The sequence below is a fragment of the Actinoplanes sp. NPDC049599 genome, from assembly GCF_044465625.1.
Lineage (GTDB): Bacteria > Actinomycetota > Actinomycetes > Mycobacteriales > Micromonosporaceae > Actinoplanes.
In genome coordinates this window covers 54,766-76,896 of record NZ_JBITLX010000015.1, presented here as the reverse complement: position 1 = coordinate 76,896, position 22,131 = coordinate 54,766, and the positions used below count along the sequence as shown (strand labels likewise).

Genomic DNA, 22,131 nt, shown 5'->3' with positions numbered 1-22,131 from the left:
CGCCGAGATTATCCGCTCAGTCGACCGGGGTGGTCATCGCGCCGGTGGTGGCGTCGCCGGTGGTGGTCGGTGCCACGCCGGGGCCGGAGCGGGGGCGCGCCTTGAAGCTGTTCGGGCCGGCGTTGCCACCTGTCGTGGTCATCACGCCGCCGCCGGCGGGCGGCGGGCCGCCGTTGACCAGTTGCTCGGTGTCCGTGCCGGCGGCCAGGGTGCTGGACAGGTCCGGGTCGTCCGCGCCGCTGCCGATCTTGTTGTGGTCAGTCATGGCCGGGGGATTGCCCCGACGCTCCGCCGGCAAACAACCGCCGATCTCAGTACGCGTCGGCGGGAACCGGGCTCGGCGTGGCGGCCGGCTCACCCCGGCGCCGGGCGGCCAGGTCGTCCAGGATCGCCGCGGTGGCGGTGGCGCCGAACCGGGTCGCGCCGGCCGCGGCCAGCTCGAGCAGGGTGTCCAGGGTCCGTACCCCGCCGGCGGCCTTGACCTGCACCGCGCCGGAGACGGTCGCGCGCATCAGCCGGATGTCGGCCAGGGTGGCGCCGCCCGGGGCGAACCCGGTGCTCGTCTTCACGAACCCCGCGCCCGCCCGCTCGGCGAGCCGGCAGCCGGTGACCTTCTGCTCGTCGCTGAGGTACGCGTTCTCCAGGATGACCTTCACGCACCGGCCCTGCGCCGCCGCCACCACCGCGGCGATGTCGTCGTGCACGGCCTCGGTCTCACCGCCGCGCAGCCGGCCGATAGCCAGCACCATGTCGATCTCGTCGGCGCCGGCGGCCACCAGCGCCCGCGTCTCGGCGACCTTGAGGGCGGTCGTGGTGCTGCCGTGCGGGAAGCCGACCACGGTGCCGACCAGCACGCCGGACCCGGCCAGGAGCGCGGCGGCCAGCTCCACGTCGCCGGGACGCACGCAGACCGAGGCGGTGTGGCGCTCGGCGGCGACCGCGCAACCCTGCCGCACCTCGGCGGTGGTCAGCTCGGGCCGCAGCAGGGAATGGTCGATCATCGCGGCGACCTGCTCGACGGTGGGGATCACGAGGCTTCTCCTTCTCGGGGCGGCTGCACATCGAAGGTGACGCGCAGCGAGTAGCGGGAGCCGACGTACCGGCTGACGCTGAATTCCAGGGGCGCGGCGTGCTGGTCGACGATGACCCGGCTCTCCACCAGCAGCGGCTCGGCGGCACTGACCTGCAGGCGGGGGCCGTCCGGGCCGGCCGGCTGGGCGGTCAGCGTCGAGGAGCCGAGGGTGGGCCGCAACCCGCGCTCGTGCAGGGCGCGGTGCAGCGAACCGGCCTCCAGGTCGGCGTCGAGCAGGCTCGCGAGGTGCGGCGGGAAGCACGCGTACTCAACCGCCAGCGGAAGGTCGTCGGCCAGCCGGACCCGGACGATCGAGACCAGGCTGGGCGCCGCGGCGGTGAGCTGGAGCGCCGCGGCCTCGTCGGCGGTAGCCGGCCGGACCTCACCCTCGACCAGGCGCGAGCTGGGCACCCGCCCCCAGCTGCGCACCTGGTCGTGAAAGCTCATCAGGGTGCCGGCGGCCCGCGGCGCGGGCCGCTGCCGCACGAAGGTGCCACGACCCTGGATCCGCTCAACGAGCCCGTCGGCCTCCAGCGCGTTGAGCGCGGCGCGCACGGTCATCCGCGCGACACCGAACTCCTCGGCAAGCGCGGTCTCGGCGGGCACGAGATCACCGGGGCTCGCGGCGGTCAGGCGGGCGCGCAGGGCTCGCTCGATGCGCACGTAGAGCGGGGTGTTGGCCACGGCTCTCCTCCAGGTCGTCTAGACAACCTAGAAGTTAGCAGACCGGGTCGATGCAGCTGCTACGGCGGCCGGACGAGGCACTCCAGCATGGCGACATGAGGCTTGAGGTCACCGCGGAGCGCGGCGGCCGAGGCGATGTCGTTCTCGGCCCCGTCGACGTAGGGGTCTTCGTCGGTCACGCGGCGCGGTGGTAGGCGAGCAGCATCGCTTCCATCTGTCCCGCCGTGATGCGGCCCTGGGTGAACAGTCCGGCCAGCTCGGCCGCTATCGACGACGGCTCCGGCCCTTCGGCTCGCAGTGATCCGGCGGCGTCGTCCACGGCGCGGGCGCGCTCGCCGCGGAGTTCGTCGTATACCCGGACCGGTACGAGCACGCCGACCGCCTTCCGGTGGGAGCCCAGGAACACCGAGTCCACGGAGCCTCGGCCGAATCGGGCGAGCAGGTCGGGTAGCTGCTTGCGGGCCTCCGCGACGCCCAGCACATCCTGACGTGTCATTCCTGAATGGTACAAGAAGATGTACAACTTTTCTCGGAGCGGTCCGAGGTAGCAAGATGGCGGCATGACGATGTCGTTGCCGATCGACGCCGCGGCCAACGAGCTGCTCTCCACCGACCCGCTGGCGCTGCTCATCGGGATGGTGCTGGACCAGCAGGTGCCGCTGGAGAAGGCGTTCAGCTCGCCGTACGTGCTGGCCCAGCGGCTCGGTCACGCCCCCACCGCCGACGAGCTCGCCGACTTCGATCCCGACGCGCTCGTCGCCCTTTTCGCCGCCCCGCCCGCGCTGCACCGGTTCCCCAAGGCCATGGCCGGGCGCGTCCAGGAGGTCTGCCGCGCCCTCGTCGGCAGCTACGACGGTGACGCCGCCAACCTCTGGCGGGGCGTTGCCGACGGTCCGGAGCTGGTCAGCCGGATCGCCGCCCTGCCCGGCTTCGGCAAGCAGAAGTCGCAGATCTTCACCGCCCTGCTCGGCAAGCAGTACGGCGTCCGGCCCCCGGGCTGGCGGGCGGCCGCCGGCGCCTACGGCGAGGAGGGTTCGCACCGCTCGGTCGCCGACATCGTGGACGTCGATTCGCTGGGCCGGGTGCGGGCGTTCAAGAAGGAGATGAAGGCAGCGGCGAGGGGCTGAGCAGCAGCTCGTGCAGCTCCGCCGGGGGCAGCGGGCGGGCGAACAGGTAGCCCTGGCCCACGCTGCAGCCCAGCAGCTGGAGTTCGGCCGCCTGTTCCGCCGTCTCGATGCCCTCGGCGACCGTGGTCAGGTGCAGCACCTGGCTCAGCCGCAGGATCGCCTCGGTGATGCCGGAGCCCTCGGGGGTGCCGTTCAGCTCCGCCACGAAGCTGCGGTCGATCTTGAGGATGTCGACCGGCAGCCGGGTCAGGTAGTGCAGCGACGAGTAGCCGGTGCCGAAGTCGTCGATGGCCACGTGGATGCCGTGGTCGCGCAGGGCGCGCAGCTTGGCGATGCCGGCGCTCTCGTCCACCAGCGCGGACTCGGTGATCTCCAGGACCAGCCGTTCCGGGGCCAGCCCGGTGCGGGCCAGCACGTCGAGCACGTCCGCCACCAGCGTCGGCTCCTGCAGTTGCCGGGGTGACAGGTTGACGCTCACGTAGAGGTCGCCCCACTCGACGACCTGGCGGCAGGCCGTCTCCAGCACGAACAGGCCGATCGCGCTGATGGTGCCGCTGCGCTCGGCGATCGGGATGAACTGCGCCGGGGAGACCACGCCCAGCCGCGGGTGGTGCCAGCGGACCAGGGCCTCGGCGCCGACCGGGCGGGTGTCCGCCAGGTCCACCAGCGGCTGGAAGAGCACGTGCAGCTCGCCGCGTTCCAGCGCGCCGGCGAGGTCCTCGCCGAGCCGGGCGTCGGCCGCGCGGCGGTCGGTCATCGACGGGTCGTGCAGCTGCACGCCGTGGGTGCCCAGGTGCTTGGCCTGGTACATGGCGATGTCGGCGCGGCGCAGCAGTTCCTTGGGGGTGTCGCCGGTCCGGCCGGTGGCCACGCCCACGCTGGCCCGGACCGGCAGCACGTCCTCACCGACGCGGACCGGCGCGGCGGCGGCCAGGCCGAGGATGCGCTGCGCCGCCACGACGGCGTGGTCCGTGTCCGGCACGCCGGTGATCAGCACCACGAACTCGTCGCCGCCGATCCGGGCGGCGACGTCGCCGGTGCGGACCCCGGCCAGCAGGATCTGCGCGAACTCGGTCAGCACGGCGTCACCCGCGGCGTGCCCGTGCACGTCGTTGACCAGCTTGAAGTCGTCCAGGTCGATGAGCAGCAGGGCGATGTCGGTGCGCCGGCCGACCGCCTCGGCCAGCCGGGCGTCCAGGCCGGCCCGGTTGGCCAGGCCGGTGAGCGGGTCGTGCAGCGCCATCTGCTCCAGCTCGAGCTCGCGTTCGCGCAGCCGCACCTCGACCTGCTGGCGCCGGTCGATGTCGCGGCGCAGCGCGGCCGTGGCGGCGTCGACCTTGCCCATCGCGCGGTTGCGGGCGCCGGTGAGCAGGGCGACGAGCAGGGTCAGCAGCAGCGCGATGGTCATCGCCACCGCGAACGTGGTCTTCACGATGTCGCGGTCGGCCTCCTGCAGCAGCTGCTCGGTCGGGTGCACCTCGAGTTCCCAGGTGCGCAGCCCGGCGGAGACGGTGGTGACCCGGTTCAGCTCGGCGGAGTAGCGGTCCGCGCGGATGCCGGACGTGGCGATGGTCAGCTCGACGGCGTCGGTCGGATCGTCCAGCTCGGCGCTCACCGTGCCGTGTGCCTGCGTACGGAGGGTCTCGGCGAGCAGGTCGTAGCCGTGCACGCCCATGGTGAGCCAGCCGCGGAAGGCGCCGCCGATCCGGGAGACCGGCACCGCGAAGGTGAACGAGAGCTGTTGCCGGGTGGCGGGCAGTGCCTGGTCGCTGGGCAGGACGTAGGCCCGGCTGACGGCGAACCCGCCGATGGCGTACGCGTCCTGCAGGGTCTCGGCCGCCTCGCGGTCCGCGGAAAGGTCGGTCCCGGGCACCACCGGCACGGAGTCGAAGGAGCGGGTGAAGACCGTGAACGCGTGTTCCTCGCCGGTGGTGGCGGCCGGCCGCAGCGTCAGGCCCTCCGCGCCACGGCCACGCCAGTACGCCTGGAGCGCCGGGATCCCGGACTCGGGGGCCGTGACGACGTAGCCGAGCGAGGTGGCGCCCGGCAGGTGCCGGTTGCTGATCTTGTTGGTGATCCACTGGAAGTCGCCGGCGGTCAGGTCGGTCTGCGCCCCGAGCGCGATGGAGATGTCGGCGAGCGTGTCGCCGTACCGCTGGATCTGGGTGGTGATCGCCCGGCTGAGGTCGCTGGTGTAGCGGTCCATGAGCTGGGCCGCGTAGCGCTGCTCCGCGGTGCGCGCGGTGCGCGCGGCGATTCCCGAGGTGGCGCAGCCCAGCAGCGCGACCACGACGACGAGGGCGACGCCGGACCAGCGTCGCCGGTTGAGCCCGGAGAACGGCCACCGCACATCTGGAAGATCGGTCGCCGCGCCGGGAACTGAAAGATTCGGTCGGCTGCGTCGATTCTGGTCGCGGCCCGCCGACGGTGCGAGGATGAGATGTCGATCGGAGTTCCAAGGTGAAGAAGCAGCCGGTGTTGATCACCAACGCCGCTCGCAGCCAGAGCGAACAGCTCCGCGCCCGTCAGATCCGCTATGTGACCATGATGAGCGCCCGGGCCGCCTGCCTGATCATCGGTGCTGTCCTGGTCAGCGTCCGTCCGCCGCTGCTGCCGCTGTGGCTGATCCTCTGCGCGGCCGGCATGATCTTCCTGCCCTGGGCCGCGGTGCTGATCGCCAACGACCGGCCGCCGAAGAGCCGGGCCCACCCGGCCGCGACCCCGGCGGCCGACCAGCAGCGGATCCTCGAACCGGAGGCGGCCGAGGTCATCAAGCAGCGCACCATCGACGTCGAGCCCTAGGCGGTCCGCGGCCGCGCGCCGATCGTCTGCACGGCCGCCGCGCCGAGTGCGGCGCCGGCCGCGAGCGCGGCCGCCGGGTCCGCCCCGGCACACCAGGCGGTGAGCAGGCCCGCCGCGAAGGCGTCACCGGCCCCGGTCGGATCGATCATCGGTACGCGCACACCCGCGACCGACCGCAACACCCCGTCCCGGGCCGCCCAGACGGCACCGTCGCCCCCGCGTTTGACCACCACGTTGCCGGCGTCCGCGGTCAGCACGGCCGCCTGTTCCTCCGGCGTACCCGCCCCGGCCAGCACGGCTGCCTCGTCGGCGTTGCACAGCAGCAGGTCGGTGCCGTGGATCAGGTCGAGGAACGCGCGGGCGCCGAGCTGCCGCAGCGGCTCCGCGGACGCGGCGTCGACGCTGGTGCTGAGCCCCCATTCCCGGGCCGCCGCCAGCGCCGCCAGGCCGCCCGGGCGCGACCCGGTGTGCAGCAGCGGGTAACCGGAGAGGTGCAGGTGGGTGACGCCGGGCGCGTTCCGGACGGCGGCCCGGACGTCCGCCGGGTCCAGCAGCAGCGCGGCGCCCCGGTCGGTGATCATCGTGCGCTCGTCGGCCGAGCTGAGCACGACCACGCTGCCGGTGGCCACCCCGGCGTGCGCCCGGACCGCGCAGTGCACCCCGGCCGCGACCAGCTCGGCGATCCGTTCCCGCCCGGCGTGGTCGTCGCCGACCGCCGCGATCAGGATCACCCCGGCGCCGGCGCGGGCGAGCCACGCGGCGGTGTTGGCCGCCTGCCCGCCCCCGCCGACCGAGATCCGCGCGTCGGTGTCCGAGCCCACGGCGAGCGGGCCGGCGTGCGCCACGAGCACGTCGGTCACCAGGTCACCGACGACCAGGACGGTCACGCCGCGCGGTCCCGGTCCTGGCCGGCCCCGGCGTACGCCGGGCGCCGCTCGGTGCGGCCGGTCATGCCGGCAGGGCGAATCCGAGCGTCGCGGGCGCCGGGGTGGCCGCCGCGGCGATCTGCGCGGCCAGCGCCGCGTTCCGCAGGATGATCCGCACGTTGACCGCCAGGCTCCGGCCCTCGGTGCTGCTGTGGAAGTGCGCCAGCAGGAACGGCGTCACGGCCTTGCCGGTGATGCCGTCGCGGGCCAGCAGCGCCAGCCCTTCGGCCAGGGTGCGGTCGTGCAGGGCCGGGTCGAGCTGCTCGTCGACCGGCAGCGGGTGGCCCAGGACCAGCGCGCCGGCGCCCACCGCCTGGTCGGCCCGGGCCGCGATCACGTCGGCGACCTCGCGGGGCGAGTCCAGCCGCCAGTCGACGTCGAAGCCGCCGTCGGTGACGAAGAAGCCCGGGAAGCGGTGGGTGCCGTAGCCGGCGACCGAGACGCCGAGGGTCTCCAGGCGCTCCAGGGTCGCGCCCACGTCGAGGATCGACTTGACCCCGGCGCAGACCACGACGATCGGGGTGCGCGCCAGCGTGGTCAGGTCGTTGGACTCGTCGAAGGTGCTGCTCGCGTCGCGGTGCACGCCGCCGAGCCCGCCCGTGGCGAACACCTCGATGCCGGCGGCCGCCGCGATCGCGCTGGTGGCGGCGACCGTGGTGGCCCCGTCCGCGCCGCTGGCGGCGGCGACGGCCAGGTCGCGGACCGAGAGCTTGGCCACGCCGTCGGCGCCCGCGAGATGCTCGATCTGGTGGTCCTCGAGACCGACGACGAGCTCACCGCCGATCATGCCGATGGTGGCGGGCACGGCGCCGTTGTCGCGGACGGTCTGCTCGATCTCCCGGGCGACCCGCAGGTTGTCGGGCCGGGGCAGGCCGTGCGAGACGATCGTGCTCTCCAGCGCCACCACCGGGCGGCCGTCGCGGCGCGCCCGGGACACGTGGTCGCCGTAACGGATGGCATAGCGGCCCATCTGCCGCGTGGAATCGGTCACGATGGCAACGGTACGGGGCTCCGCCGCCCCGTTGTCGTTGGACCGACCAGGCGTGAGGTGTCAGACTTGCGGGTTGAAGCTTCTTCCGCGGTGACCGGGGGGCACGCGGGCCCGGCCACATTGCCGTTCCACCGGCACTGTGCCGTTGAGCACACAGTCATGAGACTCATGAAGGGCAGATGCCGTGAGCACGCAGATCCTGGAGCGTCCGGAGACCAAGGACGCCGACACCGGTCCCGAGATGTTCCACTACGTGCGCAAAGAGAAGATCGCCGAGAGTGCCGTGATGGGCACCTTCGTGATCGCTCTGTGCGGGGAGAAGTTCCCGGTGACCAAGTCGCCGAAGCCGGGCTCGCCGGTGTGCCCGCAGTGCAAGGAGATCTACGAGTCGATGAAGCACTGACCCGCGGCGGGTGCTCGTGACGGGCAGCTACAGCCTGCTGGTCGCGGACCTGATCGGGGTGGCCGTCTTCGCGGCATCCGGCGCCAGCGCCGCCGTCGCGAAGCGGCTCGACCTGTTCGGTGTCGGCTTTGTCGGCTTCGTCGCCGCGCTCGGCGGCGGCATCCTGCGCGACCTGGTGATCGGCGCGGTGCCGCCGCTCGCCTTCTCCGACTGGCGGTACGCGGTCACGGCCGTGGCCGCCTCGGTGGCGGTGTTCTACCTGCATCCGCAGCTCAACCGGCTGCGGCGCACGGTGCTGCTGCTGGACGCCGCCGGGCTGGGTCTGTTCACCGTCACCGGCACGCTCAAGGCCCTGGACGCCGGGGTTCCGGCCGTCGGCGCGTGCCTGATCGGCATGCTCACCGGCATCGGCGGCGGCCTGGCCCGCGACCTGCTCACCGGCGAGATCCCGGTGGTGCTGCAACGCGACATCTACGCGGTGGTCGCGCTGGGCGGCGCGGCGGCGGTGGTGCTGCTGAACCGGCTCGAGCTGGCCGGCCCGGTCCCGCTGGCGGCCGCCGCGGCCGGGGTGACCGGGGTACGCCTGCTCGCCCTGTACCGCCGCTGGTCGCCACCCGTCGCGGTGCCGTGACCACGCCGCCGGCGCGCCGCCGCTATGCTGGGTTTCGCCTCTGCGGCACGTCCGCAGGGGCATTTCTGTGAGTCGAGAGGATCGTCGCAGCCTTGAGTCCGCCCCTGCCGAACCTGGAGACCTTCCCGCCGCTGCGAGCCTGGCAGCGCAAGGCGCTGGTGGAGTATCTGCGCAGGCGCAGCGCAGACTTCATGGCGGTGGCGACCCCGGGCGCGGGCAAGACCACGTTCGCCCTGCGGATCGCGGCCGAACTGCTCGCCGACGGCACGGTCGAGGCGGTCACGGTGGTGTGCCCGACCGAGCACCTGAAGACCCAGTGGTCGGCCGCGGCGGCCCGGGTGGGCATCCAGCTCGACCCGTCGTTCCGCAACGCGGACGTGCACTCGTCGCGGGACTTCCACGGCGCCGTGCTGACGTACGCGCAGGTGGGCATGGCGCCCGCGGTGCACCGGCGGCGCACCATGACCCGCCCGACGATGGTCATCCTCGACGAGATCCACCACGCCGGCGACTCCCGCACCTGGGGCGACGGCGTGAAGTCGGCCTTCGAGGAGGCCGAGCGCCGGCTGATGCTCACCGGGACGCCGTTCCGCTCCGACGACAACCCGATCCCGTTCGTCACCTACGAACGCGGTGAGAACGGCCTGCAGCGCTCCCGCTCCGACTCGATCTACGGCTACTCGGACGCGCTGCGCGAGGGCGTCGTGCGGCCGGTCATCTTCCTGGCGTACTCGGGGGAGACCCGGTGGCGCACCAGCGCGGGTGACGAGCTGGCGGCCCGGCTGGGCGAGCCGATGACCAAGGACCTGGTGTCCCAGGCCTGGCGAACCGCGCTGGACCACCGCGGCGACTGGATGCCCCAGGTGCTGCGGGCGGCGGACGCCCGGCTGTCCCGGCTGCGCGAACACGGCATGACCGACGCCGGCGGCCTGGTCATCGCGAGCGACCAGCAGACCGCCCGCGCGTACGCGAAGCTGCTGAACGAGATCACCGGTGAGCCGGCGGTCGTGGTCCTCTCGGACGACCAGGGCGCCTCGGCCCGGATCGGCTCGTTCGCGCGCTCCGAGGAACGCTGGATGGTCGCGGTCCGGATGGTGTCCGAAGGCGTCGACATCCCCCGCCTGGCCGTCGGCGTGTACGCGACCAGCGCCTCCACCCCGCTCTACTTCGCCCAGGCGATCGGCCGCTTCGTCCGCGCCCGCCGTACCGGCGAGACGGCGACGGTCTTCCTGCCGAGCGTGCCGCATCTGCTGGGCCTGGCCAGCGAGATGGAAGCGGAACGCGACCACATCCTCGGCGCCCCCAAGGACCCCGACGGCCTCGACGACGACCTGCTGGAACGCGCCCAGCGAGCCGAGGACGCGGAAGGCGACCTGGACAAGCGCTTCGAAGCCCTGTCCGCAACGGCCGAACTGGACCAGGTGATCTATGACGGCGCCTCGTTCGGCACCGGCGCCCTCACCGGCACACCCGAGGAGGAGGAATACCTGGGCCTCCCGGGCCTCCTGACGCCCGACCAGGTGGCCGTACTGCTCAGCCAACGGCAGAGCAAGCAGATCGCCGCCCAGAAGCGGCAGAAGGCCGCTGAGCCGGTCCCGGCCCAGCGCGAGCCGGTGGCGACCCTGAGCGCGGGCGAACGCCGAAACAGCCTCCGCCGCCAGCTGAACACTCTGGTGGCGGCCCACCACCACCGCACCAACCTGCCGCACGGCAAAATCCACGCGGAGCTGCGACGCCTGTGCGGCGGCCCGCCGAGCGCCCAGGCAACAATCGAACAACTCGAGGAACGCATCGCCACCATCCAGACGATGTAAACCCCCATCTGAGGTGTCGTACCTACCCGATCAGGTGCCGGGCCGCACTGGCGCGCACCCCTCCCCACCGGAATACCCACCGGCGTCTGCAGCCAGAACGGATCTTGAAGCAGGCGGACAGCGCTGCGCCTTGCCCGCGCTGCGCCTTGCCCGCGCTGCGCCTTGCCCGCGCTGCGCCTTGCCCGCGCTGCGCCTTGCCCGCGCTGCGCCTTGCCCGCGCTGCGCCGAGCCTGCGTCGTGCCTCGCCCGCGCTGCGCCGAGCCTGCGTCGCGCCTCGCCCGCGCCGCGCCGAGCCTGCGTCGCGCCTCGCCCGCGCCGCGCCGCGCCCGCACCGAGCCTTGCCCGCACCGAGCCTTGCCCGCGCCGAGCCTTGCCCGCACCGAGCCCGCGCCGCGCCTCGCTCGCGCGTCGCCTTGTGCGGCCACTTCTTTGTGCGGGTGTCCCTTGCGCGGGCGTCGCTTTGTGCGCCCGTTGGCGGAGCCGCGCGGTGGCTGGCCGCGAGCCGCATGGAGACCACCACCGTTCCAAGATCCGCGAAGGACCGGGTCCGCGAGGCGGATGACGCCGCCTGTGGGCACGCGGCACACGATGTGGTGCCCCATGAGTCCACCGCACCCCCGACTTTCGCCATTTTTTGGATCACGGTCCCCCGGGATCCAGCCCGTTGCCGGGTTCGTCCGGTATGCGGGATTGGCCCTTGGAGGGTGTGGAGAGGTTAAGGGGTTTATTTCAGGAGGAAAGGGGCGCGAGTGGTGGATCTTGTAGCGGCGGGGTTTAGCTGGAACGTTTTAGCTCATCAAGATCTGCGGGAAGGCTGCCGCTGAGGCTGCGACGGCACTGAATGGCGAAGGTCACCGCACCCAATCCCACAAGGTTCGCGCCAGCGCGGGGCGGCGCGGAGCGGCGGGGCACGGACGGCGCGGGCGGCGGAGCGCGGTGTGAGGGTGGCAGGGCGCGGGATAGGGGGCGGCAGGGTAGGGGTAGGGCGCGGGGTGGCGGGGCGCGGGGCTGGCGACGCAGGGGTAGGCGCGCGGCAGCGCCGGGGCGGGCAAGGGCGGCGCGGGCTGGCGGGCAGCTGCGTAGGCGGGCGGCGCGGGCTGGCGGGTAGCTGCCCAGGCGGGCTGGCGGGCAGCTGTCTTGGCGGGCGGCGCGGGCTGGCGGGTAGCTGTGTAGGCGGGCGGCGCAGGCTGACAGGCAGGCGGCAACCGGGCGAGCGTGGCGGGGCGAGGCGGCGCATCGCGGCGCCGGATGTGAGTGCTGCGGCGGCCCCTGTGGCTAGCCGGCTGCGCACCCCTGCGCGACAAAGATTCAGGTGGGCGTCGGGACAAGGTCGGGGCGGCGATGTGCGTCGCGGGCACTCTGGGATGTGGCCGCTCCGCTGGCCCCTGCGACGTTGTGGCGAGTTCTGTGCCCTCATGCCGGATGTGCGTGCGCTCGGCGGTCCCTGCGGCGTTGTGGCGAGCCCCGCACCCCGATGAAGGCGCACCCCGGCCCCAGCGGCGCTGTGGGGCGATCCGCACCCCACGCCACAGGGTCCGGGTGAGTGACCAAGGCGAGGCGGGTTGAAGCGGTCGGCAAGCCGGGCACGAACGCTGTTGTCGCCTCAACACCCGGCAACCAGCGCGAGCTAAACGGACCTCGGCGGGAGCGACATGCGCCCTCAGGCGCGACCCTACAAAAGATCGTGGAAAAGGGACGCCCAGACCATCGGGCGTCCCTTTTGATCGTCTTCGGGGGTTAGTTGGAGTTAGACATCATGTCTGCGCCGCGCCAGGAGAACTCCGGGTCAGCCTTGTACTGGACCGTGATCTTCACCAGGTCCTCGGCATACCGGTTGGCGTGGTGTCCGCAGAACACCAGCTCGCTGCCACCAGCCAGGGTCAAACGGAGCTTTCCGGCTGCGTTGCAGCGGTCGCACCGTTCATCGGCTGCTGGTCCGGCCACCGTTCCCGCCGGCGGCGTGAGAGTCGGGGTCATCGCCTTCCTCCTCTGGTCGTCACCGATGAACATGTTCCTCGGCTACTGCTCACCCATGGTGCAACACCCTTGGCCCTACCAGCCTTCCCACTGTGTCCCGGGGGGACCCAAGTCACATGTGGTCCGGCTAGTGTGCCGTGCACCAAGGGTGCCACGTCAACGATCACTTCTGCACAACGGTCTGATCACCACCGCATGATGTACGGGTGGTGACCAAACAGGCACGGATTGTTGACTGAACGGGGGTTAATCCCGTATTGATCAAGGTGTCCGTGCCTGTGGTGATCGACTTAGTCCAGGTAGTCCCGGAGGACCTGGGACCGGGACGGGTGTCGCAATTTCGACATCGTCTTGGATTCGATCTGCCGGATGCGCTCGCGGGTGACCCCGTAGACCTGGCCGATCTCGTCCAGGGTGCGCGGCTGGCCGTCGGTCAGGCCGAAGCGCAGCCGCACCACGCCCGCCTCGCGCTCGGAGAGCGTCTGCAGGACCTGCTGGAGCTGGTCCTGCAGCAGCGAGAACGACACCGCGTCGACCGCGACGACCGCCTCGGAGTCCTCGATGAAGTCGCCGAGCTGGCTGTCGCCCTCGTCACCGATGGTCTGGTCGAGCGAGATGGGCTCCCGGGCGTACTGCTGGATCTCCAGCACCTTCTCCGGGGTGATGTCCATCTCCTTGGCCAGTTCCTCCGGGGTGGGCTCGCGGCCCAGGTCCTGGAGCAGCTCACGCTGTATGCGGCCGAGCTTGTTGATGACCTCGACCATGTGCACCGGGATGCGGATGGTGCGGGCCTGGTCGGCCATGGCGCGGGTGATGGCCTGGCGGATCCACCAGGTGGCATACGTGGAGAACTTGTAGCCCTTGGTGTAGTCGAACTTCTCGACCGCGCGGATCAGGCCGAGGTTGCCTTCCTGGATCAGGTCCAGGAACGCCATGCCGCGTCCGGTGTAGCGCTTGGCCAGCGAGACCACGAGCCGCAGGTTGGCCTCGAGCAGGTGGTTCTTGGCGCGTTCGCCGTCGCGGCCGATCCAGCGCAGGTCGCGCTCGAAGTTGCGCTCGAGCTTCTCCTCGCCGTCGTCGCAGGCGCGCAGCCGCTCCGCGGCGTACAGGCCGGCCTCGATCCGCTTCGCGAGCTCGACCTCCTGCTCCGCGTTCAGCAGCGGGACCTTGCCGATCTGCTTCAGGTACGCCCGGACGGAGTCGGCGGACGCGGTGAGCTCGGCGTCGCGGCGCGCCTGCTTGAGCGCCTCGGACTCCTCGTCGTCCCACTCGAAGTCGCCGTCGGTCGCCGTCGCGGCCGCGTCGGTGGCGGCGGCCTGGACCAGGGCGGCCGGCTCCTCCACGACGACGTCCTCGATCGCGGCCGCGAGCTCCTCGGGGTCGATCTCCTCGCCCTCGGCGGGGGTCTCGCCCGGCTTGGCGGCCTTGGCGGGGGCCGCCTTGGCGCCGGGAGCGGCCTTGCGGGGCGCGCCGGCCGCCTTCTTGGCGGGTGCGGCCTTCTTGGCGGCGGGGGTCGCCGCGGCTGCGTCGTCCTCCGTGCCGGCCTGCTTCGGCGCGGGTGCGGCCTTCTTGGCCGGCGCCCGGGTCGCCTTCGCGGTGGTGGCCTTGGAGGCGGGCGTGGCCGCGCGGGCGGCGGCGACGCGGCGGCGGGTGCTCGCCGAGCCGTCGACGACCACGGTGACTCCCGCGTCCACGAGGGCGCGGAGGATCTTCTTGGCCTGGGCCGGCGTGACGTCGGCTGACTCGACCGTCTGCACGACCTCGGCTGACGTGATCTGCCCGCCCGCACCCTGTGCATGGGCGATCAGGGCCTCGGTGAGAGAGCGAACGTCGGCACCGGTCTGGTGGGCTTCTGTCACGAATGACCTTCCGGAGGGCGATGTAACACGGCCATGAAACCCAGCGCAGCGCGCGGCGGAACGAGGCTGGCCGGTGTGGTGTGGGAGCCCTCGGGACGCGGACGGGCCCGCTGGCGGCTGTCCGTGAAGCGTGGGCAGGGGTGAATTGTAGCGCCGTCCGGCTAGATCCTCCCGCCGCAGCACGCCACCGGCACGCCGAGGTGGGTCCGGAGGGGGGTAGCGGGGCCCCGGAAGGCGCTTGCCGGGAGAATGACAACGGTGGAAAGGACGGTCATCGTGGCTGTGGAACCGGGGAACTCGACGCCCGAGACATTACTCGGGATCGCCGTACGGATCGCCCGGGAGGCCGCGGCCACCGCGTGGCGGACCCGGGCCGAGGCGATCACCGATGTGCAGACCAAGAGCACGGACACCGACGTGGTGACCGCGGCCGACCGGGCCGTCGAGCGCCAGGTGGTCACCGCGCTGGCCGCTGAGCGCCCCGGAGACGGCGTACTGGGCGAGGAGTACGGGGATTCCGCGGCCACGGCCGCCGGGGCCGTACGGTGGATCCTGGACCCCATCGACGGCACCGTGAACTACCTCTACGGCCTCCCGCAGTACGCGGTCTCGCTGGCGGCCGAGGTGGACGGCGTCGTGGTGGCCGGCGTGGTGCACAACCCGGCCACCGGCGACGAGTGGACGGCGACCCTGGGCGGCGGCGCCTGGCGGGCCGGGAGGCGGCTCACCGGCTCGGCCCGGACCACCCTGGACCAGACGCTGGTCGGCACCGGCTTCGGTTACGACCCGGCCCGGCGCGCGCACCAGGGCGCGGTGGTCGCCGCGCTGCTGCCCCGGATCCGGGACATCCGCCGCTTCGGCGCCGCCTCGCTGGACCTGTGCCTGGCGGCCGAGGGCAGCATCGACGCCTACTTCGAGAAGGGGCTCAACCCCTGGGACCACGCGGCCGGCGGGCTGGTGGCCACCGAGGCGGGTCTGCGGGTGTCCGGACTCGACGGTGCGCCGGCCGGGCCGGACATGGTTCTCGCCGCCCCGCCGGCCGTCTTCGCCGCGCTGCACGACGCCCTGGTGGAGCTGGACGCCGCCGGTGGTCCGTGACCGGGGGTCAGGAGTCCTTCTTGGCGGGCGCCACGCAGGCGCCCAGCGGCACCTCGGGCTCGCCCAGCTCGACCAGCGACTGGTTGACCTCGGTGGTGGTGGCCAGCTGCTGGAAGCCGCTGCCGACGACCACGTCCACGACCGCGCCCTTGCGCTTGGCGTCGTACTGCACGTCGGCCTGGTTCAGGAAGTACGCCCGCAGCAGCCAGGCCGAGCCGACCGCCTCGGGGCCGTATCGCATGACCGCGACGCCGTCGACCTTCTTCTTGTTCTCGGCCGGCTTGACGGTCTTGAAGCGCCGGTTCTTGAACTCGTTGGTGACGCTGTCGGCCAGGCCCGGGGTCTTGGTGCCGTTGTAGACCTTCACGGTCACCTGCTCGGGGTCGTCGGGCAGGGTCACGTTCGCCAGCACCGAGCCGTCGGGGCAGCCGCCGCCGGCGACGGCGTCACCCTGGGTGTCGCGGACCAGCGCCACGATGACGAAGACCACCGCGGCCACGGCGAGCACGCCGACCACAACGAGTGCTCGGACGCGGGCAAAGCTCATGGAACTGGCTCCCGGGATCAGCTCGATCGACCGCCGTCCGGTGCCGGACGGGGTATCGGTGAGGTTAGCGTCTGGGCGCCAAGCCTGCGGAAAGAGGGAATGTTCCCGGCGCGCCGACGATGATCCACGGGCTCCGGCCCCTACTTTGATGTCGCCTCGGTCACATCGGGAACAAAGAGCCACCCGCGCGCGTACAAGCCTCGCGCAAGGGCGGTAAGGTGCCGCGTTTGCCGGGGCAGTTTCACGAGGGGGTGGGGGCGCCCCGGCGGACGGGCGATCCCTGCGAACAGATCAGGGGAAAAAAAGTCCGCCGCACCCGGGAACCGAAACGCCGTCGCTGGCGTTACTAACGCCAAGTGACACATCGATACAGGAGAGTGAAAACCGATGGCCACCGACTACGACGCCCCGCGTCGCGACGAGGTCGACCTCGGCGAGGACAGCCTCGAGGAGCTCAAGGCCCGCCGCGCCGACTCGCAGTCGGGCGCAGTGGACGTCGACGAGGTCGAGGTGGCGGAGAGCTTCGAGCTCCCCGGCGCCGACCTGGCCGACGAGGAACTCACCGTCAAGGTGCTGCCGATGCAGACCGACGAGTTCCGCTGCGCCCGTTGTTTCCTCGTGCATCACCGCAGCCAGCTCGCGGTGGAACGCAACGGGGAACTGATCTGCCGCGAGTGCGCCTGACCGGCGCGCCCGCGGGCAGGACCCCCGGTCGTCGCCCGACGGCCGGGTCACGAACCGACCCCTGATGCACCGGCCGCCGGTTTGACCCGGCTGCTCCGCCGGGTATCAGGCTGACCGGAGACGCCAACGGCCATGCTGCCGGCAGCAGAAACGGAGAGGTCGACGATGAGCCGCCCAGATGACGACTCGGCACAGTCCGCAGATCCGGGGCGTGAGCTCATCAAGGTCGGCCCCGCCGAGCCTGCCGGCCCCGACGATGCCGGGATCGGCGCCACCGTGGCCGCGCTCACGGCCGACGACCTGGAGCCGGCCGGCCGCCGGCGCCTGCTCGGCCGGCTCGTCGGCGACGTCCGCCGGCGCGGGCTCGGTCAGCTCTTCCGGCCCAAGGCCGCGCTGCGCTGGATGGCCGACGTCGTCGCCGACGTGGCGCCGTACGTGCCGGTCCGCGATCTGGCGACGCTGCGCCGGCACCACGACGGGCTGACCGGCGACGCGCTCGCCGAGCGGCTCGTCCGCAACGCCGCCCGGGCCACCGCCGGGGTGGGCGCGGCCGGCGGCGGTGTCGCCTCGCTCGAATGGGTCGCCACCCCGACCCTGCTCTCGGCCCCGGTGCTGCTGGCCGCCGAGACGGTCGCGGTCGTGGCCATCGAGCTCAAGCTGATGGGTGAGCTGCACGAGGTGTACGGCCGGCCGGTCACCGGCAGCCCCGTCGAGCGCGCCTCCGCCCTGATCCAGGCCTGGTCCGGCCAGCGCGGCGTCAACCCGCTGGTGCCGGGCGTCGGCGTCGCCACCGTGCTGGGCACCGCGGCCCGCAAGGAACTCCAGGGCACCCTGCTGCGCCGCTTCGGGCGCAACCTGACCACGCTGGGCCCGCTGCTGACCGGCGCGGCGGTGGCGAGCTACCTGAACCGGCGGGCCACCCGCAGCCTTGGCGAGAAGCTCATCAAGGACCTGCGCCGCCAGGGCAAGGCGGTCATCGAGGGCGAGCAGCGCCGGGAACTCAACCCCTAGCGCGCAGCAGCGCGGTGGCCAGCTCGACCGGGTGCCGGGTGGAGACCACCCAGAACGGCGTCGGGTCGGCCGGATCGTCCAGCAGCACCTGCACGGCGCCGCCGATCCACGGCCGCTGCACCACGAAGGCCAGCGGGTGCGAGCCGACGCCCAGCGCCTCGCGCTTGCCGGCGGCGTCCAGTGGCACCACGTCGGCGATCACGCTCAGCGGCAGCCGGGCGTCGTCGACCTGGAGCTCCGTCGCGGTGACCACCACCCGGATCCGGTCGGCGCGCCACAGCAGGAACACGGTCAGCGGCAGCAGCACCGCGAACGGCACCCAGGCGCGCAGCCCGGTGCCACCCATCCAGATCTCGGCGGCGAGCAGGGCCGCCACGGCCAGCCAGCCCGGCCACGCCAGCCACGGGATGCGCAGGCGCTCGGCATACGCCGGAGGCGGCGCGGTCGTGCGTGCGGAGGCCTCGGATGTCACCCTGGTGAGGGTACGGCGCGCCTCCGTCCGCGGCGACGGCAGGATGGCAGGGTGGGTGCCGCTCGCCCGCCGTGGAGATCGCCGATCGTGAGGACACCACCGTGACCGACCCCGTGGACATCCAGGTCCGCCGGCTCGACCCGGACCTGCCGCTGCCGGCGTACGCCCACCCGGGCGACGCGGGCGCGGACCTGGTCGCCGCCGAGGACGTCGAGCTCGAGCCCGGCGCGCGCCGGCTGGTGCGGACCGGGCTGGCGATCGCGCTCCCGTCCGGCTACGTCGGGCTGGTGCACCCGCGCTCCGGGCTCGCCGCCCGCCTCGGCGTGACCGTGCTCAACGCGCCCGGTACGGTCGACGCCGGTTACCGCGGCGAGATTCTGGTGAACCTGGTCAACCACGACCCGGCGGTCACCGCGAAGATCTCCCGGGGCGACCGCATCGCTCAGCTCGTCGTGCAGCGGGTCGAACGGGCCGTGTTCCACGTGGTCGACGAGCTCCCCGGCACCGACCGGGGTGCGGGCGGACACGGTTCGACCGGCGGACATGTCGCCCTGCCGGCGCAGCAGAAGCAGCTCTAGATCGAAGAAGGTGGCAACGCAGATGTTCTCCCGCAAGCGCGGCGGTCCGAAGCACGTGCGCCCGGACGACGCTCCCCAGTCGGCGGCGCTCGCCAAGAGCATGGGCGACGAGCCGGCTCCCCGGCACGGCCCGTACGACAGCAGGCACGCTCCCGACGGGGTGCAGCGCCTGGACCTGGGCAGCCTGCTGATCCCGGCGATCGAGGGCGTCGAGGTGCGGGTGCAGGCCAACCCGGACGGCGGCGTCGAGCAGATCGTGCTGGTGCACGGCGACAGCGCGCTGCAGCTCGGGGTCTTCGCCGCGCCCCGCAGCGAGGGCATCTGGGACGAGGTGCGCGCCGAGATCGCCGCGGCGATGAAGTCCGACGGCGCCGCCCCGCAGGAGTTCGACGGGCCGTACGGCGTCGAGCTGGCCGCCCGGGTCAACACGCCCGAGGGGCCGGCGGATGTCCGGTTCGTCGGCGTGGACGGCCCGCGCTGGATGGTCCGCGCGCTGTTCCAGGGCCTGGCCGCCGCCGACCCGGCGCAGGAGGGCGTGCTGGGCGAGTGCCTGCGCGGGCTGGTCGTGGTCCGCGACGAGGAGGCCCGCCCGGTCCGCGAGGCGCTGCCGCTGCGGCTGCCGCGCGAGATGGCCGAGCACGCCGAGCACCACGCCGAGGGCGAGGACCCGACCCCGCCGGACGTCGCCACCAACCAGCAGTTCCCCGGCCCGAACGGCCGGCACGTGCACTGATCGGAACGGCTGCCGGTGAGGTACGTCACCGGGGCTAATTCCGGCGTACCGTTAACGGGCGGCACCTATCCACACTGGGTGCCGTCCGCCGGTACCCCCGCCGGCGTGTTTCCACGGCTTGCCGAGGAGAGGGTGGCACCGAGGTCATGGCGACCGATGAGCGCACCAAAGGCCTGCGCGGCTTCTTCGAGCGGTTGACCGCTTCCGAGGAGGAGCTGGACGCGCAGGAGCTGCAGCGTGACAGCGCCAAGTGCGGTGCCATGCCGGCCGGTCAGTGCCGGCGCGGCCAGGTCGTCTCGGTGTCCGGGCGACTGCGGACGGTGGCGTACACTCCCCGCACCAACCTGCCGACGCTTGAGGCCGACCTCTACGACGGCAGCGACGTGGTCACGCTCGTCTTCCTGGGCCGGCGCTTCATCATCGGGATCGAACCGGGTCGTCAGCTCACCGCCCGCGGCCGGATCGCCCTGCGCGACGACCGCAAGGTCATTTACAACCCGTACTACGAGCTGGAGGCGCCCCGGTGACACCCGGCAGCGAGCCCCGTCACGCCGCGCACGAAACCGTGGAGGAGAGGGTCGCCGAGGAGGTCGTCGAGGAGCTCGACCTGCACCCGGTCAAGGAGCCGGAGCGGGACGACGAGCCCTTCCCCTCGATGAGCGAGCAGATCTCCGAGCAGCTCGGCGGGGTCCGCGGGCTCATCGAGTCCAGCGTGCCGGTGCTCGCGTTCGTGGTGCTCAACGTGCTGCTCGGCGAGGCCGGGCTGGATCTGGGCAAGAAGACCGCGCTGTACTGGGCGATCGGCGGCAGCGTCGGCTCGGCCCTGGCGATCGGCGTCTACCGGCTGACCCGCAAGCAGCCGATCCGGCACGCGGTCAACGGCCTGTTCGGCATCGCCATCGGCGCGTTCCTGGCCTGGCGCACCGGCGACGCCAAGAACTTCTACCTGCCGGGCATCCTGCTGACGCTGGGCCAGGTGGTCGTGCTGATCGCGTCGGTCGCGGTCCGCCGGCCGATCATCGGGTACGTCTGGGGCGTGCTGGCCAACGGCGGCAAGCACGACTGGTTCGACAACCCCCGGCTGTTCCGCACGTTCCAGTGGCTGACCCTGGTCTGGGCGGCCTCGCTGTTCATCCGCGCGGGCGTGCAGGGCTGGCTCTACCTGGCGGACCAGGCGAACGCGATCGGCGTGGTGCGGATCCTGATCAGCTGGCCGATCTACGCCGCGACCTTCGCCTTCACCGCGTGGGCCGTGCACCGGGTCACCTCCACCCAGCGCGTGCAGGAAGCCGCCTAGCCCGGCTCGCGGGTGTTGCCGAGCAGCACCGCGCGGACCGCGTCCTCGACCTCCGAGGTGCAGACGAAGATCAGCTCGTCGCCGGCCTCCAGCGGGTCGTCCGGCGTCGGCACCAGCACCCGCTTGCCGCGCAGGATCGCCACCAGGGCGGAGTCGCGCGGCATCGGCACCGAGCGCACCGGCTCACCGACGTACGGCGCGGTGGCCGGCAGGGTGATCTCCACCAGGTTGGCCTCGCCCTGCCGGAAGGTCATCAGCCGGACCAGGTCGCCGACGGTGACCGCCTCCTCGACCAGCGCGGCCATCAGGCGCGGTTTGCTGACCGCGACGTCGACGCCCCACTGCTCGGTGAACAGCCACTCGTTCTCGGCCCGGTTGACCCGGGCCACCACCCGGCTGACCGCGAACTCGGTCTTGGCCAGCAGCGAGCAGACCAGGTTGGCCTTGTCGTCGCCGGTGGCGGCCACGACCACGTCGCAGTTCGCCACGTCGGCCTCCTCCAGGCTGCTGACCTCGCACGCGTCGGCCAGCACCCACTCGGCCTGCGGCACCCGTTCCGGGCGCAGCTGGCGGGGCTGGCGCTCGATGAGCATGACCTGGTGGCCGTTGCCGATGAGCTCACTGGCGATCGAGCGGCCCACGTTGCCGGCGCCCGCGATGGCGATCCGCATGGTCAGTGACCTCCCAGCCCGGCGCCCGCGGCGTTCGTGAGCACGGTGTCGACGATGTCGTCGGTGACCAGCATGAACACCTGGTCACCATCCTGCAGCACGGTGGACGGGGTGGCCAGCGAGCCGATCCCGAAGCGCATCAGGTACGCCACCCGGGCGCCGGTGGCGTCCTCCAGCGCGGTGACCGTCTGACCCACCCAGTCCCGGTGCAGCGGCGCCTCGACGATCGACACCGCGCTGGTGGGGTCGCGGAACACCTCGACGGTGCCCTCCGGCACCAGGTGCCGGACCATCCGGTCGGCGGCCCAGCGGATCGTGGCCACCGTCGGGATGCCGAGCCGCTCGTAGACCTGGGCCCGCTTGGCGTCGTAGATCCGGGCGACCACCCGCGACACGCCGAAGGTCTCGCGGGCCAGCCGGGCCGAGATGATGTTGGAGTTGTCGCCGCTGGAGACCGCCGCGAACGCGTCGGCGCGCTCGATGCCGGCCGCGCTGAGCACCTCGCGGTCGAAGCCGATCCCGGTCACCGTGGTGCCGCCGAACTCGGCGCCCAGCCTGCGGAAGGCGTCGGCGTTCTGGTCGATCACCGCGACGGAGTGGCCGCGTGCGTCGAGCTTGTGCGCCAGCGTCGAGCCGAGCCGGCCACAGCCCATGATCACCACGTGCAAGGTTTTGCGCCTTCCCGCTGGATGCGTACGTAGCAGAGCGTGCCATGCGGCGGCGACGTCCGTTGGCCGGGGCGGCCGACGGCGTG

25 protein-coding genes are annotated in these 22,131 nt (G+C 72.5%); 12 read left to right on the top strand and 13 right to left on the bottom strand.

The genetic code is table 11. The annotated features are described in order from the left end of the window. Positions 1-16: 16 nt before the first annotated feature. The 4 genes from ACIBQZ_RS25050 to ACIBQZ_RS25035 form a co-directional block, all read right to left on the bottom strand. The gene (locus tag ACIBQZ_RS25050) at positions 17-265 is read right to left on the bottom strand and encodes a hypothetical protein (protein ID WP_396091195.1); all 249 of its coding nucleotides are present in this window, start codon (positions 263-265) and stop codon (positions 17-19) included. A 46-nt stretch (positions 266-311) separates the two neighbouring features. Beyond that, entirely contained in the window at positions 312-1,031 is a 720-nt protein-coding gene (deoC, locus tag ACIBQZ_RS25045) for a deoxyribose-phosphate aldolase (protein ID WP_396091194.1), read from the bottom strand. Further along, positions 1,028-1,756 carry a GntR family transcriptional regulator gene (locus ACIBQZ_RS25040; protein WP_396091193.1) on the bottom strand — a complete coding sequence of 243 codons (729 nt, stop codon included), beginning with the start codon at positions 1,754-1,756 and terminating at the stop codon, positions 1,028-1,030. The genes deoC and ACIBQZ_RS25040 overlap by 4 nt, the downstream gene beginning before the upstream one ends. Before the next feature lie 175 nt (positions 1,757-1,931). Next, positions 1,932-2,252 carry an antitoxin VbhA family protein gene (locus tag ACIBQZ_RS25035; protein ID WP_396091192.1) on the bottom strand — a complete coding sequence of 107 codons (321 nt, stop codon included), beginning with the start codon at positions 2,250-2,252 and terminating at the stop codon, positions 1,932-1,934. Positions 2,253-2,316: 64 nt separating this feature from the next. Here ACIBQZ_RS25035 and ACIBQZ_RS25030 point away from each other — a divergent pair, with 64 nt between their 5' ends. Further along, entirely contained in the window at positions 2,317-2,883 is a 567-nt protein-coding gene (locus ACIBQZ_RS25030) for an HhH-GPD-type base excision DNA repair protein (RefSeq protein ID WP_396091191.1), read from the top strand. Here the strand turns inward: ACIBQZ_RS25030 and ACIBQZ_RS25025 are convergent. Further along, positions 2,849-5,233, bottom strand: a complete 2,385-nt coding sequence (locus tag ACIBQZ_RS25025) for a putative bifunctional diguanylate cyclase/phosphodiesterase (protein ID WP_396091190.1) — start codon at positions 5,231-5,233, stop codon at positions 2,849-2,851. The genes ACIBQZ_RS25030 and ACIBQZ_RS25025 overlap by 35 nt on opposite strands. A gap of 110 nt (positions 5,234-5,343) precedes the next feature. Between ACIBQZ_RS25025 and ACIBQZ_RS25020 the strand changes: the two genes are divergently transcribed. Beyond that, positions 5,344-5,685: a DUF3099 domain-containing protein gene (locus tag ACIBQZ_RS25020; protein ID WP_396091189.1), complete on the top strand. Its 342-nt coding sequence runs from the start codon at positions 5,344-5,346 to the stop codon at positions 5,683-5,685. Here the strand turns inward: ACIBQZ_RS25020 and ACIBQZ_RS25015 are convergent. Both ACIBQZ_RS25015 and ACIBQZ_RS25010 read right to left on the bottom strand, forming a co-directional pair. Further along, positions 5,682-6,572, bottom strand: coding sequence for a carbohydrate kinase family protein (locus ACIBQZ_RS25015; protein ID WP_396091188.1), 891 nt, complete (start codon positions 6,570-6,572; stop codon positions 5,682-5,684). The genes ACIBQZ_RS25020 and ACIBQZ_RS25015 overlap by 4 nt on opposite strands. Positions 6,573-6,633: 61 nt before the next feature. Further along, positions 6,634-7,581 carry a pseudouridine-5'-phosphate glycosidase gene (locus tag ACIBQZ_RS25010; protein ID WP_396091305.1) on the bottom strand — a complete coding sequence of 316 codons (948 nt, stop codon included), beginning with the start codon at positions 7,579-7,581 and terminating at the stop codon, positions 6,634-6,636. Between the two features lie 205 nt (positions 7,582-7,786). On the opposite strand from ACIBQZ_RS25010, the gene ACIBQZ_RS25005 reads away from it, so the two are divergent. The 3 genes from ACIBQZ_RS25005 (at position 7,787) to ACIBQZ_RS24995 (ending at position 10,450) form a co-directional block, all read left to right on the top strand. Continuing rightward, entirely contained in the window at positions 7,787-8,005 is a 219-nt protein-coding gene (locus tag ACIBQZ_RS25005; RefSeq protein WP_203765641.1) for a DUF3039 domain-containing protein, read from the top strand. Positions 8,006-8,021: 16 nt separating this feature from the next. After that, a complete protein-coding gene (locus tag ACIBQZ_RS25000; protein ID WP_396091187.1) occupies positions 8,022-8,636 on the top strand; it encodes a trimeric intracellular cation channel family protein in 615 nt (204 codons plus the stop codon). 92 nt (positions 8,637-8,728) lie between these two features. Beyond that, on the top strand, positions 8,729-10,450 hold the full coding sequence (locus tag ACIBQZ_RS24995) for a DEAD/DEAH box helicase (protein ID WP_396091186.1): 1,722 nt from the start codon (positions 8,729-8,731) through the stop codon (positions 10,448-10,450). A gap of 1,737 nt (positions 10,451-12,187) precedes the next feature. Here the strand turns inward: ACIBQZ_RS24995 and ACIBQZ_RS24990 are convergent. Beyond that, the gene (locus tag ACIBQZ_RS24990; RefSeq protein ID WP_125803548.1) at positions 12,188-12,427 is read right to left on the bottom strand and encodes a hypothetical protein; all 240 of its coding nucleotides are present in this window, start codon (positions 12,425-12,427) and stop codon (positions 12,188-12,190) included. A gap of 290 nt (positions 12,428-12,717) precedes the next feature. Next, positions 12,718-14,286 carry an RNA polymerase sigma factor gene (locus tag ACIBQZ_RS24985; protein WP_396091185.1) on the bottom strand — a complete coding sequence of 523 codons (1,569 nt, stop codon included), beginning with the start codon at positions 14,284-14,286 and terminating at the stop codon, positions 12,718-12,720. Between the two features lie 282 nt (positions 14,287-14,568). Here ACIBQZ_RS24985 and ACIBQZ_RS24980 point away from each other — a divergent pair, with 282 nt between their 5' ends. Continuing rightward, positions 14,569-15,384, top strand: a complete 816-nt coding sequence (locus ACIBQZ_RS24980; RefSeq protein WP_396091304.1) for an inositol monophosphatase family protein — start codon at positions 14,569-14,571, stop codon at positions 15,382-15,384. Positions 15,385-15,391: 7 nt separating this feature from the next. Here the strand turns inward: ACIBQZ_RS24980 and ACIBQZ_RS24975 are convergent, their stop codons facing one another. Further along, on the bottom strand, positions 15,392-15,931 hold the full coding sequence (locus ACIBQZ_RS24975; protein WP_396091184.1) for a LytR C-terminal domain-containing protein: 540 nt from the start codon (positions 15,929-15,931) through the stop codon (positions 15,392-15,394). Positions 15,932-16,318: 387 nt separating this feature from the next. Here ACIBQZ_RS24975 and ACIBQZ_RS24970 point away from each other — a divergent pair, with 387 nt between their 5' ends. Together ACIBQZ_RS24970 and ACIBQZ_RS24965 are read left to right on the top strand one after the other, a co-directional pair. Continuing rightward, on the top strand, positions 16,319-16,615 hold the full coding sequence (locus tag ACIBQZ_RS24970) for a DUF4193 domain-containing protein (RefSeq protein WP_023561654.1): 297 nt from the start codon (positions 16,319-16,321) through the stop codon (positions 16,613-16,615). 165 nt (positions 16,616-16,780) lie between these two features. After that, positions 16,781-17,626, top strand: a complete 846-nt coding sequence (locus tag ACIBQZ_RS24965) for a hypothetical protein (RefSeq protein WP_396091183.1) — start codon at positions 16,781-16,783, stop codon at positions 17,624-17,626. Here ACIBQZ_RS24965 and ACIBQZ_RS24960 read toward each other — a convergent pair. Beyond that, complete coding sequence (locus ACIBQZ_RS24960; protein WP_396091182.1) at positions 17,616-18,098, bottom strand: DUF3093 domain-containing protein; 483 nt, start codon at positions 18,096-18,098, stop codon at positions 17,616-17,618. The genes ACIBQZ_RS24965 and ACIBQZ_RS24960 overlap by 11 nt on opposite strands. Positions 18,099-18,199: 101 nt before the next feature. On the opposite strand from ACIBQZ_RS24960, the gene dut reads away from it, so the two are divergent. The 4 genes from dut (at position 18,200) to ACIBQZ_RS24940 (ending at position 20,706) form a co-directional block, all read left to right on the top strand. Then, entirely contained in the window at positions 18,200-18,676 is a 477-nt protein-coding gene (dut, locus tag ACIBQZ_RS24955) for a dUTP diphosphatase (RefSeq protein ID WP_396091181.1), read from the top strand. Positions 18,677-18,698: 22 nt separating this feature from the next. Beyond that, positions 18,699-19,409: a DUF3710 domain-containing protein gene (locus ACIBQZ_RS24950; RefSeq protein ID WP_396091303.1), complete on the top strand. Its 711-nt coding sequence runs from the start codon at positions 18,699-18,701 to the stop codon at positions 19,407-19,409. 146 nt (positions 19,410-19,555) lie between these two features. After that, positions 19,556-19,936 (top strand): OB-fold nucleic acid binding domain-containing protein, encoded by a 381-nt coding sequence (locus ACIBQZ_RS24945; RefSeq protein WP_396091180.1) that lies wholly within the window; start codon positions 19,556-19,558, stop codon positions 19,934-19,936. Then, positions 19,933-20,706, top strand: coding sequence for a DUF3159 domain-containing protein (locus tag ACIBQZ_RS24940; protein WP_396091179.1), 774 nt, complete (start codon positions 19,933-19,935; stop codon positions 20,704-20,706). The genes ACIBQZ_RS24945 and ACIBQZ_RS24940 overlap by 4 nt, the downstream gene beginning before the upstream one ends. On the opposite strand, the gene ACIBQZ_RS24935 is transcribed toward ACIBQZ_RS24940, so the two are convergent. Next, positions 20,703-21,383 (bottom strand): potassium channel family protein, encoded by a 681-nt coding sequence (locus tag ACIBQZ_RS24935; RefSeq protein ID WP_396091302.1) that lies wholly within the window; start codon positions 21,381-21,383, stop codon positions 20,703-20,705. The genes ACIBQZ_RS24940 and ACIBQZ_RS24935 overlap by 4 nt on opposite strands. Then, positions 21,380-22,045 (bottom strand): potassium channel family protein, encoded by a 666-nt coding sequence (locus ACIBQZ_RS24930; RefSeq protein ID WP_396091178.1) that lies wholly within the window; start codon positions 22,043-22,045, stop codon positions 21,380-21,382. Before ACIBQZ_RS24930 ends, ACIBQZ_RS24935 begins: the two co-directional genes overlap by 4 nt. Positions 22,046-22,131 lie beyond the last annotated feature (86 nt).

Coding starts and splice junctions, on each gene's coding strand:
- ACIBQZ_RS25050 (WP_396091195.1), bottom strand. CDS start 265: ATGACTGACCACAACAAGATCGGCAGCGGCGCGGACGACCCGGACCTG.
- ACIBQZ_RS25035 (WP_396091192.1), bottom strand. CDS start 2,252: ATGACACGTCAGGATGTGCTGGGCGTCGCGGAGGCCCGCAAGCAGCTA.
- ACIBQZ_RS25030 (WP_396091191.1), top strand. CDS start 2,317: ATGACGATGTCGTTGCCGATCGACGCCGCGGCCAACGAGCTGCTCTCC.
- ACIBQZ_RS25010 (WP_396091305.1), bottom strand. CDS start 7,581: ATGGGCCGCTATGCCATCCGTTACGGCGACCACGTGTCCCGGGCGCGC.
- ACIBQZ_RS24990 (WP_125803548.1), bottom strand. CDS start 12,427: ATGACCCCGACTCTCACGCCGCCGGCGGGAACGGTGGCCGGACCAGCA.
- ACIBQZ_RS24975 (WP_396091184.1), bottom strand. CDS start 15,931: ATGAGCTTTGCCCGCGTCCGAGCACTCGTTGTGGTCGGCGTGCTCGCC.
- ACIBQZ_RS24970 (WP_023561654.1), top strand. CDS start 16,319: ATGGCCACCGACTACGACGCCCCGCGTCGCGACGAGGTCGACCTCGGC.
- ACIBQZ_RS24965 (WP_396091183.1), top strand. CDS start 16,781: ATGAGCCGCCCAGATGACGACTCGGCACAGTCCGCAGATCCGGGGCGT.
- ACIBQZ_RS24950 (WP_396091303.1), top strand. CDS start 18,699: ATGTTCTCCCGCAAGCGCGGCGGTCCGAAGCACGTGCGCCCGGACGAC.
- ACIBQZ_RS24945 (WP_396091180.1), top strand. CDS start 19,556: ATGGCGACCGATGAGCGCACCAAAGGCCTGCGCGGCTTCTTCGAGCGG.